General features: G+C 53.7%; 10 protein-coding genes. 4 read left to right on the forward strand and 6 right to left on the reverse strand.

What is annotated here, in order from left to right:
• Positions 1 to 8 precede the first annotated feature (8 nt).
• The 6 genes from ACS5NO_RS22660 to ACS5NO_RS22685 form a co-directional block, all read right to left on the reverse strand.
• A complete protein-coding gene (locus tag ACS5NO_RS22660; RefSeq protein ID WP_439417250.1) occupies positions 9 to 3,473 on the reverse strand; it encodes a SusC/RagA family TonB-linked outer membrane protein in 3,465 nt (1,154 codons plus the stop codon).
• A gap of 371 nt (positions 3,474 to 3,844) precedes the next feature.
• Positions 3,845 to 4,933, reverse strand: coding sequence for a FecR family protein (locus tag ACS5NO_RS22665; RefSeq protein ID WP_439417251.1), 1,089 nt, complete (start codon positions 4,931 to 4,933; stop codon positions 3,845 to 3,847).
• A 91-nt stretch (positions 4,934 to 5,024) separates the two neighbouring features.
• Complete coding sequence (locus ACS5NO_RS22670) at positions 5,025 to 5,639, reverse strand: RNA polymerase sigma factor (RefSeq protein ID WP_439417252.1); 615 nt, start codon at positions 5,637 to 5,639, stop codon at positions 5,025 to 5,027.
• Between the two features lie 336 nt (positions 5,640 to 5,975).
• A complete protein-coding gene (locus ACS5NO_RS22675; RefSeq protein ID WP_439417253.1) occupies positions 5,976 to 6,851 on the reverse strand; it encodes a universal stress protein in 876 nt (291 codons plus the stop codon).
• 99 nt (positions 6,852 to 6,950) lie between these two features.
• The gene (locus tag ACS5NO_RS22680; protein WP_439417254.1) at positions 6,951 to 7,769 is read right to left on the reverse strand and encodes a universal stress protein; all 819 of its coding nucleotides are present in this window, start codon (positions 7,767 to 7,769) and stop codon (positions 6,951 to 6,953) included.
• 51 nt (positions 7,770 to 7,820) lie between these two features.
• Positions 7,821 to 8,066, reverse strand: coding sequence for a hypothetical protein (locus ACS5NO_RS22685; protein ID WP_439417255.1), 246 nt, complete (start codon positions 8,064 to 8,066; stop codon positions 7,821 to 7,823).
• Between the two features lie 211 nt (positions 8,067 to 8,277).
• Here ACS5NO_RS22685 and ACS5NO_RS22690 point away from each other — a divergent pair, with 211 nt between their 5' ends.
• The 4 genes from ACS5NO_RS22690 (at position 8,278) to ACS5NO_RS22705 (ending at position 11,195) form a co-directional block, all read left to right on the forward strand.
• Positions 8,278 to 9,402, forward strand: coding sequence for a L,D-transpeptidase family protein (locus ACS5NO_RS22690; RefSeq protein ID WP_439417256.1), 1,125 nt, complete (start codon positions 8,278 to 8,280; stop codon positions 9,400 to 9,402).
• A gap of 5 nt (positions 9,403 to 9,407) precedes the next feature.
• The gene (locus ACS5NO_RS22695; RefSeq protein WP_439417257.1) at positions 9,408 to 9,857 is read left to right on the forward strand and encodes a pyridoxamine 5'-phosphate oxidase family protein; all 450 of its coding nucleotides are present in this window, start codon (positions 9,408 to 9,410) and stop codon (positions 9,855 to 9,857) included.
• Positions 9,858 to 9,953: 96 nt separating this feature from the next.
• Positions 9,954 to 10,646: a hypothetical protein gene (locus tag ACS5NO_RS22700; protein WP_439417258.1), complete on the forward strand. Its 693-nt coding sequence runs from the start codon at positions 9,954 to 9,956 to the stop codon at positions 10,644 to 10,646.
• A gap of 18 nt (positions 10,647 to 10,664) precedes the next feature.
• Positions 10,665 to 11,195, forward strand: a complete 531-nt coding sequence (locus ACS5NO_RS22705; protein WP_439417259.1) for a hypothetical protein — start codon at positions 10,665 to 10,667, stop codon at positions 11,193 to 11,195.
• Positions 11,196 to 11,245: the final 50 nt, after the last annotated feature.

An 11,245-nucleotide genomic window follows, 5' to 3' on the forward strand; every position in this document is an offset into this window, starting at 1 on the left:
ACTTCCAATTAAAAGTCCACGTTCAATTTAGCCCCGAACGAACCCGTGAAAGGCAATACGTTGTAGTACTCCACCCCCTGGGTCCAGCCCACACCGTTGGGTCTGAAAGCCCGTTCGGGATCAAGTCCCTTAATGCCCGCTGCCGTCCACATGAAGATGTTGTTGGCGACGAACCCGACCGATGCATTCTGCAAATGCATCCGGTTTACAAAGCTTTTGGGAAGGCGGTAGGTGATGGAAACTTCCCGCACTTTCACGTAGGTGGCACTGTACATGTTCTTTTCGGCAAACGGACGGTTGGCGTAGCGGTAGGCACTGAAAGGATCGAGCCATTTACTACCCGGGCCTCCCAGGTTTTCGGTATAAACCGTATTGCCGTTGGCATCTTTGGTGGCCAGTACGCCGGGATTAAGGCTGGCATCCTGCACCCTTCGGCTTGCTTCCACACTGCCTTCCGGCCAGGCAAACCCGTGGTATTCGGCATTGCGGCCACCCACCCAGCTCCCCAGGTATTGATCCGGATTTTCCTTGATCTGCTCGGCCAGGCTGCGGTTCGGATCGTAGCTTTCACCCGTCAGGGTTTCTTCCAACTGTCCATTGTTGCCCAGGAACATCATCGTATTGGAGTAGAATGACCCGCCCAGGCGCCAGTCGACATTCGCGAACAACGTTATATTTTTGTACGTGATCGAGGGTTGAACGCCCATCAGGAACTTGTGGTTGAAGTTTCCGATCTTTTTCAGGTTGTTCACATCGTTGTCCGTCTGGTAAAGTCCGCCATTGGTTACGATCGGGTAGCCGTAGTAAGGGGAATTGGTATCTTTCACCCGCAGGATCGGTGCGGCATAGATATCACCCACCTGGCCTCCTTCATAGGTCCGCACTTCGGCACCCGAGTAGGACACAAACGAGAAGTACTTGATCCCGTCCGCCAGTCTGGTGATGTAGGTGCGGTTCCGGGTCAATGTAAAATTCATGTCCCAGGTAAAGTTCTCGGTTTTGATCGGCGTCGTGTACAGGGCCAGTTCGAAGCCTTTGCTTTCCACCAGTCCGGCATTGATCTGCTTGGTGTTCGCACCGGATTCAATCGGTGTCACGATCGACAGTACCTGGTTTTTATTGCCTCGCTGATAGAAGGTTGCATCCAGTCCCAGGCGGTTGTTCAGGAACTTCAGGTCTACACCGATTTCGCCGGAAGTGGCTATCTCAGGTTTCAGATCCGGATTGGTGAGCGTTCCACCCATGTACATACTCTTGGCAGCGCCCCAGTCGAGGGCGGTCTGGTAGATACGGCTGTAAGCGTAAGGGGCTACATCGTTACCCACCTGCGCGTAGCCCGCCCGTACTTTGGCAAAACTTACCCAACGCGGCATGGTGAACATTTCCGAAGCGATCACGCTCAGCGAAGCGGATGGATAAAAATAGGAATTGTTCCCTTTCGGCAGGGTACTGGTCCAGTCGTTGCGCGCGGTCAGATCGAGGTAGACCATATCTTTGAACCCAATGGAGGCTGATCCATACACGCCGTAAAGTTGCTTCCGGTTCAGCAGGCTGTTGTAGGAAACCGCTCCCGGCGCGCCATTGGAGATGTTGTAAACCCCAGGCACCACCAGAGCGGTTGCCGAGGTTGCCAGGCTCCGTCCATATTGCTCCAGCCGGTTCAATCCGGCCAGTGCGTTCAGGCTCCAGGCTTCGCCAATGTTTTTCTTGTAGCTCAGGATCAGGTCCAGGTTGGTTTCCTTGTTGTAGTTGTTTGAAACCTGGTAGGCTCCATTTACAGCCTCGAAGTTGTTGTAGGCCTTTTTCGCTTCCAGAATCTCGGTATACGAGTCACGCGAGTACCGCCCGATGATCGAGAACTCCTTCGTGATGTCGTAGTCGAGTTGGATCTTGCTCACAACCCGGTCACGTTTAAAGCCGGTGGGATTTTCGTACACCAGGTAGAAAGGGTTATTTTGTTTGTCTTTGTACTTCCGCTGCGCAATGCCTTCCTGGCCGGGAAGCCAGTAGTCGCGCAGGTCATTGATGTTTACCTGGGAGCCGGTCTCGTAGACGCTCCGTACGACGTCATTGCGGCTTTGATCGATGATCGGCCGGTTGTCGGAACCCGACTCGGTGAGGTTCACATTCACCGAAGCCCGCAGCTTGTCGGTCAGGTTATAGGTGGTATTCAGGGCGATCGTCAGGCGGGACAGATCCGTGTTCGGGATGATGCCGGTATTCTTCATATTCCCGAGCGACAGCCTGAAGTTTCCTTTGTCGTAGTTGCCATTGACCGAAACGTTGTTCGTGTTGGTGATTCCGGTTTGGAAAAAATCCCTGAAACGGTTGGGATAAGAAACCAGGGGTACTTTTTGTCCGTTGCTGTTCCACAACGCCCACTGTTCCCCTTTGTCAAGTGCCGCCCCCCAGCTTTCATTTTCCGGCTCTTCCAGAATGTGCGCGCCCGTCTTGCCCGATCCGAATTTGTTTTGAACCGCCACATACTGCAAAGGCACATCCGCCACCACTGAGGTGTTCAGAGACACACCAATCCCCTTTTTACCACCCGTGCCGGATTTTGTCGTGATCAGAACCACTCCGTTGCCGGCTCGTGAACCATACAGGGCTGCGGCACTGGGTCCTTTCAGGATGGATACATTGGCAATGTCGTTCGGGTTGATGTCAGAAATGGGGTTACCCATGTCAGCGCCTGCAAAACCGTTGGAAAGCTTGTTGGCGACCGGTACCCCGTCGATGACAAACAGCGGCTGGTTGTCGCCATTCAGCGAGTTGGCACCGCGGATGATCATGCTCACCGAAGACCCAACGCCCCCGCCCATCTGCGAAATCTGGACACCGGCGATCTTGCCGGCCATGGCGTTCAATACGTTATTTTGAGGGGTTTGTGTAATGGAAGTTCCTTCAATTGTGCCCACGGAGTATCCGAGCGACCTTTTATCACGCTTGATACCGAGGGCCGTCACAACAGCTTCCTGCAGGGTGTTGACACTTTCGACCATCACCACGTCAATCACGCTGCGGTTACTGACCGCAACCTCCTGTGTCTGGTACCCAATATAGGAAAAGATCAACACGGCGGCCTCGCCGGTGACGTCCAGGGAAAACCTACCCGTAGCATCGGTGGTTGTTCCGGACTGTGACCCTTTCAGAATGACGTTCACGCCCGGTATTCCCGCCTTGTCTCCACTGGAAGTAACAACGCCTGTCACCGTTTTTGTCGGTGCTGTACGCGCTTCGGACACCGGAATGGTCATTGCCCCTGATTCATGGGGCGCGTTGCTGATCTTTTTGAAAAGCAGGATTTGTTTTCCTTTCACCTCATACCCGGTCTGCAAGGGGCTAAGCAGTTTGGTCAGCACATCACTCAACCGCTCGTGACGGGCCGAGATGTTCACTTCCAGAGACGACTGAATTTCGCCGGGGTTGTACACAAAACGGGCGTCTGACCGGGTTTCAAGCGCTAAAAGCACCTTTTTCAGGGTTATACCCTCCATTTGAAGACTTATTCTTTTCTCAAGGATTTCTTGTCCACGCGCGTCGGCGCCGGCAAAAGAAAGGCTGGAAAAGACAAGGGCGATACAGAGCTGAAGTACCGATAGTTTCATAGTAGTGCGCCATAGGGTTTTGGAACGCTGGGTTTGGTTCATATTTTTAACTGTTTTTACGACACTTGCTAATGGGGCAAAAAGCCGCTGTTTACCCGGATCAAGGCTTGTCAACGGGAGAGGTTAAAGAGGTTTAGGAGCGAATGATGGTTGCTACATCATTTGTTTTTTGCAGATCAGGTTTTATTCATAGGGTTAAGGCAGGGTTTTGTGAATTAATAAGGCTTCTGAGGCAGTTATCGATCGGTTTCAATGATCACCCTGCCTTCTTCAATATGATAGGTACCTTTGATGATGCGGCAGATGAGATGCAACTCGTCATGCAGGCTCATCTCCGAAAATGTGGCTGTCAGCCGATAGCCGTCCAACTTTTCAGGCTCGTATTCTATATCGATCCCATACGCTTTTTCAAGGGCGCTAAAAACGTCTGCAACGGGTGTTTCGTCGAACGAAAACCGGGGCGGGTGATACAGGTTAGCCAGCCCTTGAATCCTTGATTTCGTAAACCTGGCTTTATTCTGACTAAACGTAACCTGCTCATTGGGCGATAGAACCAGTCCTCCCGCCCCCGGGCGGATCGCTATCCGGTCCATTTTTTCCAGGTCTTTTTTCGCAAATACGGTAACCTTGCCCGTGAGCACGCTTACCGAAGCCTGTTTTTCCCGCTCATAGGCCACTACGCGAAAAGAAGTACCCAAAACCCTGGTAATTAGCTGGTTTGAATAAACGAAAAAAGGGTGAGCCGGATCTTTCACGACATCAAAGAAGGCCTCACCGTCGAGATATACGACGCGTCTGGGCTCTTTTTCCAAAGCCGAACTGAACGAGAGCCGGCTGCCCGGCTGCAAGATCACGGTACTCTTGTCACCCAACAGCACCGTCATCGGCCGGTCGGTGTCATTGGTCCGTTCCACACGGATTTCCGACGGTGATGACGTTGTGGAGATTGCCTCAAAAGAAGCACCCAAGGGAAACTTATACACCAGCCAGCCAAGTCCGGCTACCACCAGAACGGCGGCCGCCACCCTCGCCCACACCAGATACATCCGCCTGACGGTTGGCGGGCCCGTTTCCAGGTTACTGCTGAGCTTTCCAAGCGTGCCTTCCACGATCGTGTCGAGTTCATCGTCGGAAATCGTTTGTCGTTTTTCATCCATCGCCAGCAAAAGCGCCCGGGCCGCCTGCACCATTTCCGACCGGTCCGGATTGCCAACCAGCCAGTGTTGCCAGAAATTGGTCGCCTGGGCGTCACCGTTCAGGACCCATGCCCTGAACAGAGGGTCGGTCAGAAAATCTTCGACGATAAACTTGCGGTAATCGGTCATAGAAATAGGCTTCAATGATGAGATGCAGGGAATACAGCTCACATACCAGATTTTTGCATTATTTTTTGAAAAATTATGGAGAAGGCTTTTTCTAGACCAAAAACAGGGTCAATATGATGAAGAGACTGATCGCAACCGTCTTGATACGATCCCGCAGATTCATGAAAGCCAATTGAATCAGGTTCGATACCGTTTGGGGAGAAATGGTCATGACCTGCGAGATTTCATCCCGGCTGAGTTCCTGATAGTATTTTAAATAGATCACCTCGCGTTGACGCTTGGGGAGGAGGTTGAGCAAGTGCCCCATTTTCCGGGTACGTTCGGCCAGACTTTCTTCTTCAATGAGCCACCATTCCGGAGAAAATTCAACGTGTAACCCGCTGTCTTCGGCATCCGCGCTTTCAGGGTGGTAGAAAAGCGGGAGCTTGTGAACCTCCCGGTATATTTTACGCCGGAGTGAAGAAAAAAGATAGGCTTTGACGTTGTCGGGGCTCGACAGCGTTTGTCTCCGGTTCCAGATTTCGATGAACAATTCCTGGATGCAATCCTTGAGGAATTCCTCGTCCCGGTTAAATTTTTGCCCGTAATTCAGCAAAGACCGATAGTGAATCCGCATGAGAGATCCCAACGCCTGCTCGTTGCCAAGCACAAGATCTTTCCAGAGCTGGGAATCTCTCGATCTGTTGGTTTCAGGCAGATTGGACATGGTTTCGGGCTTAACTGATGGTAACGGGTCAGAAGGGAGTGGTTCCCCGGGAAAGCGTGTGGCTGTTTATCGTTTCAATATTAGGAAAAGTACTAAAGAAATGACGCTGCATCAACATCTTTGTATTAAGAAAAAGTGAACCCCTGCGATCGGAATAGATGCCCATTTTTTATTCCCTGGTTAGCAGCCTGACAAAAAACGATCAAGTCAATCCAAAACCCACGCTTACATTCAGTGTTCATCCTTTAAAAATTTACATTTACGTCTCTTTTCTTCACCAAAAAAGCAGGAGTCATCGACCCCTGCTTTTCCATCAATCCATCCTAGCTTACTTTCTTACGCTTCGTCAAAGAAGGGTTTCTCCGCCGACTCTCCCCGGCTAACCGGTTCCGGGTCATACAGGGCCAGCAGCGGAACGGGCGGGCGGAACGCCAGCCGACGCGTCAGGCTGCGGTTCCAGACCGCGTCCATCAGCGTTTTCCGGTGCGGAACGGTCACCAGCAAATCGACGGAATGGGTGGTCAGGTAGGTGTTGATCCCGTGTTCCACCTCATCGTCCAAAATAAAATACGGCCCGGTTTCCACCGAATCGAATACCTGCGCGAGTCGCTGGTTGTAGTCATCAAACGCTTCGCCGGCCAGCTTCGGCGTCTGGCTGTTCACGATGGACAAGGCCGTCAAACGTGCGCTTTTCCGCGTTACCAGTTCGTTGAGCGGTTCTAAACAGGGTACATGCTGCAGGGTGCTGGAGTCGGTGGCCAGCACCACCTCCCGAACGGGTCGGATGGCGGTCGTGTGGGGCACCACCAGCACATTGGTTTTGGCGTGCCGAACCAGCCCGGTGGCCACGCTTCCCAAAACCGCCATGAATCCGGAGCCACTGGCCCCCACCACCACATAGTCGAACGAATCCTGCTCCAGAGCCGCTTCCACCGCCCCGATGGGACTTCCGGGGGCGGTTCGAATCTGGTAGGAATGAAACGGCGGGTGGTAGTTGGCCATCAGTTCCGACAGCATTTCCTGCAGGCTGCGGTAGGCGTTTCGTTCAGCCTCTTCCATCAGAAATGTTGTTCCGTACATGGTATCGGATTCGAGCGGATACGCGTGCAGCAGACAGAATTCGGCGGCTGTGTCGTCAAACAGGGCCTGGGCAAAATGAATCGCCTTTTTCGATGCTTCCGAGAAGTCGGTTAGCAACAGTATCTTTTTCATAACCAGGGAATAAGGGTTTTCTTTTCTCCTGCAATTTCAATGCCGCTAAAAACCGCCTTGGTGAGTTTTTGGCGCAGCAGGGCCTTAAAACTACCAATTTTATACAATCGCCAAAACCGGCACGTCGGATTGCCGCGCCATCTGCTGGGTGTTGCTTTCCAGAATGGAAAACAGAAACCGGTTGTGGGATTTGGGCAACATCATGACCAGATCCGCGCGGTTCTCCTGCGTAAATTCCAGAATGGTCCGCGTCAGGTCGTCTCCGCCAACAACCGTTACCGTGTGCGGACGATGCCGGAGCAGATCCCGAACGGCTTCCGCAGCCTGCTGAATGGCGGGATCGGCGGGTTTGTCGCTGACGCCGAGGATGTTCAGAAACGCGTCGAACCGGGTGGCAAACCGGAGAACACCATCCAGCGCCAGGGCATCGACCGGTTTTCCGAAATCAATCGCCACGACAATGTTTTTAAACGGCACAAAATGGGCCGCTGGCGGCACCAGCAGCAAAGGCACCAGCGTGTGCAGAATCATTTCCGTGGCCTGGCTCCCGAAATACCGCGCACCGGGCGAGTTGGCTCCGGCGGTTCCCATCACCAGCAAATCCGCTTTTTCTTCTTTCACCACCGCGTTGATGGTTTCCAGCGTCGAGCCCTCCCGGGCCATGACCGAGATCGTCAGCCGTCCGCCCGCAGCGGTTTGCAGTTTGTCCCGCAACCGGTAGAGTTTCCGCCGGGCGCTCACTTTATTTTTTTCCTCCATGGGCGTAAACACGGCCTGCAAAGCCGGGATACGGAGCGGATGGTGGTAGACGTTCAGCAGAACCAGCCGGGCCTTGAGAAGCGTGGCGAGCTGGAGGGCAAAGTCCGACGCGGGCTTGGCACTTTTGGAAAAATCAGTCGCTAGAACAATGGTTTTCATCGGTAAATGTAGGGTTAAAGTGGGGACATGCGACAACGGTCTTTGTCCCGTTTAGTGGATAACAATATCTTTTTCGGCCCAGTAATGCCTTTTTCCATCCCACCAGTCCAGAATGACGTGCCAGAGTCCGCTGCTCAGTTGCTGCGTTGAAACCACCTGCCGGGGCCGTTGATTCGGCTGAACCACCAGATGAACTTCTTCGCTGTGATCAAATCGTTTCTGAAAAATCACCTCCGCTTTCCGGAAGGAGACGGGCAGCACAAAGGCCAGTTGATGTTGGGCGGGTTCAAAAGTCATGGCGGTCTGGGTGGTTTAGGGCTGGATAAGGACTCTCGTTCAATCTGTCGCAAAGCTAAAGGCCCCGCTCCGGTAACGCCCTGATATTCATCCGCCCAAAAGCTGACATAAATCACCTCGCCTGCCTATAATTATTAGGACTTCCCAGGCTGCGACCCCCTTCCTTTGGTACCGGTTACCGCAGCGATCCCGTCTCTTGATACCGCAACCGATGAATCTAAAAACGCTTTGGGTTATCCTGATTCTCCTGACCGCCCGGTTTCCGACCGTGGTGGGCCAAACCCTTCCCGAATGGCAAAATCTGCTGTATCGGTCGGGGCTGGACACCACCGGGGTTCGGCTGGATAGCGCCACCCTGAGTCGGCTGGCGTATGAACTGGCCTACGGAAACCGTCCCAATCGGCTGAGTTACTGGAACCTGCCGGAACAGATCGATTCGGCCCGCGTCAATCAGGTGGTTGAGCGAATTCGACAGAAAACGCCGGACTGGGTGGCCCAATGGCACTCACTGGAGCCGGTTTTTGAGCCTTACCGCCGACTGCGGGCGGGGTTGGACTCCCTGATGTTTTTCGGTGGCGATTCGATTCCGCGCTGGCACGAGATCAAAACCGCCCTGAACAATTACCGCTGGCTGAATCGGGTGGCTTCCGACCTCGTGGTGGTGGTCAACATTCCTTCCGCCACGCTCCGGGTTTTGAATCGCCAGGGGAACGAAGTGCTCCAGTCGCGGGTGATTGTCGGCAATCCCCGCACACCGACGCCCCTTTTTGGCGCACAACTGACCCGGATCATTACGTACCCGTACTGGAATGTGCCCCGGTCGATTGCCGTCAAGGAATTTCTGCCGAAAATCAAACGCAATCCGGCGGGGTTTCTGGATGCAATGAAACTACAGGTACTCGATGCACAGGGCCGAGTCGTTGCGCCCGAATCCGTGAACTGGACGGCACTTTCGACCAAAAATTTCCCCTATCGGCTGCGCCAGTCTACCGGTTGCGATAATGCGCTGGGCGTAATGAAGTTCGACGTGAACAGTCCGTACGATATTTACCTGCACGACACCAACCACCGGGAGTTGTTTAGTAGCAACCGACGGTTTTTGAGCCACGGTTGCATCCGGGTGGCCAAACCGGTCGAACTAGCGAATCTGCTGCTGGGGTCTCCGTATTTCAAACCGGCTTTTCTGGAAAGCCGTCAGGTCAATCTTCCCTCCCGAACCGTTCCCTTACCCGGCCCGGTTCCGGTCCTTATTCAGTACCAAACCGTCGATGTAAACTCGGCCGGCACGCTGGTTTTTTACCCGGATGTGTACGGCTGGCAAACCGTAAAACGCTAAATCCGATGTTAACCGAACTTACCAACGAAGTAATGGACTCCATGCTGGTCAATCAGTATATTGGTCGCATCGGCTGTGCCGCCGACGACCGAATTCTGATCGAACCCGTCATGTATTTCTACGATGGACACGCCATTCTGGGCCTCACCCGCGAAGGCACCAAAACTCAGTTGCTGCGCAAGAATCCGCACGTCGCTTTCGAAATCGACGAAATGATCAGTCCCGGCCTTTGGCACAGCGTGGTCATCGAAGGATTGTTCGAAGAATTGCAGGGTGATGACCGGGATTATGCCCTATATCTACTCGAACACCGAAAAATTCCGGTTTTTGCGGGTGAAAAAATGGGCTATCCCGGCGAAAAAGAACCCGTCGACCACAAGGTCGTCTACCCGGTGGTGTACCGGATTCAGATTCAGAGCAAAACCGGCCGGTGTTATACCCACGCGCTAACCTGACGACGATCAGCCGGTTATCTCTCATCCGTCATTCTCTTTTTCCCGATTCCGAAGGAGTTTTATACCGGTTTACACACTCCTTTACCTATCAAGACGATGAGACGGATTATTGCAGTAGGGATCATGCTCGGCCTGTTGCTGGTCGGCTGCACGGAGGCATCGGCCCAGACTGTCCGGGGAAGCATCGGCTTTTTTCAGATGGGCTACCTCAATGCCCCGCAATCTGGTGTTGTCGCCCAAGCCTTCGCTCCCGACTGGTTTCCCACGCTCCACAACCATTTCATCTACAGCGGAGGAGAAGGGTGGTTGCGCCGAAACCGGTGGATGGCCGGTTTCAGCGCGTCGGCCCTGACAGCCCGCAGCGTTTCCGTTCAACAAACCCGCGTCGAACGCGTGGCCGGTCTGGGGCAGCTCAAGCTGGGCTACGTGCTGTTCGACAACCGGCGGTGTCTGCTCTATTCGTCTTTTAGTCAGGGGGTTTCGTCATCCGTCATCAGCGTCAACCAGTCGGGTTCTGAGCCAGTGGTGTGGATGCTACCCAGCCATTCCACCGATCTGGCGGTTCATTTCAACCGCTTGATCGCCCGCAATCCGTCCGACAATCCGGATGAAGTCCGGGGTCTCTGGCTGGGGTTGCGCGTTGGGTATCTGGTCAGTTCGAAATCTGCCCACTGGGTGCAGATTCCGGAAGGCGTTCAACACCAGTTCAAGCCGACCTATGCCCTCAACGGCCTGTATGTAACCCTGTCCATCGGCGGGGGCCGATTCCGTTATCCTCACGCTTTGTAACCGATCTCCAAAACCGCCATGTTTTTCTCCCTAACCTTTTTCTGGACGGCCTACACCGTCGCCAACCTCTTGTTCCTCGTCGCCATCTGGGGAAGCAAAGAATGGCCCCGGACCACCCGGCTGTTTTTTCTGCTCCTGTTTGGCTGGGCCGCCTGGTTCAATGCGTCGATGGCCTTGATTTCCCCTTCGGTGTATCAGGATTACGCCGACACCGCCATTCCGCTGTATCGATGGTTTATCATGGGACCGTTTGTAACGATCATCAGACCCATGATCCTGGTGATTGCCGCCGGTCAGGCCCTAATTGCCGTGTCGATGCTTCTGAAAGGAGAGCTTTTTAAACTGGGTTGCTGGGATGGTCTGGTTTTCGGACTGGCCATTGCCCCACTGGGATTGTATGCGGCTTTTCCGGCTACGGTTCTGATGGCCATTGCCTTTTACCGGCTGCAAAAAAACCATGACGATACGTATTTGTGGGAGACCAGAAACGAAAAACCGGGGAGAAAACCGACCCGAAAATCCCTTTCAACCCGGCATGCGGCCTCCTGAGAACTTCGTAAACAAAGCACTGAGGTCAGATCCTCAATCCTTTTCAAGCT

It is taken from the genome of Larkinella fluvii, from assembly GCF_051857545.1.
Classification (GTDB): Bacteria; Bacteroidota; Bacteroidia; order Cytophagales; family Spirosomataceae; genus Larkinella.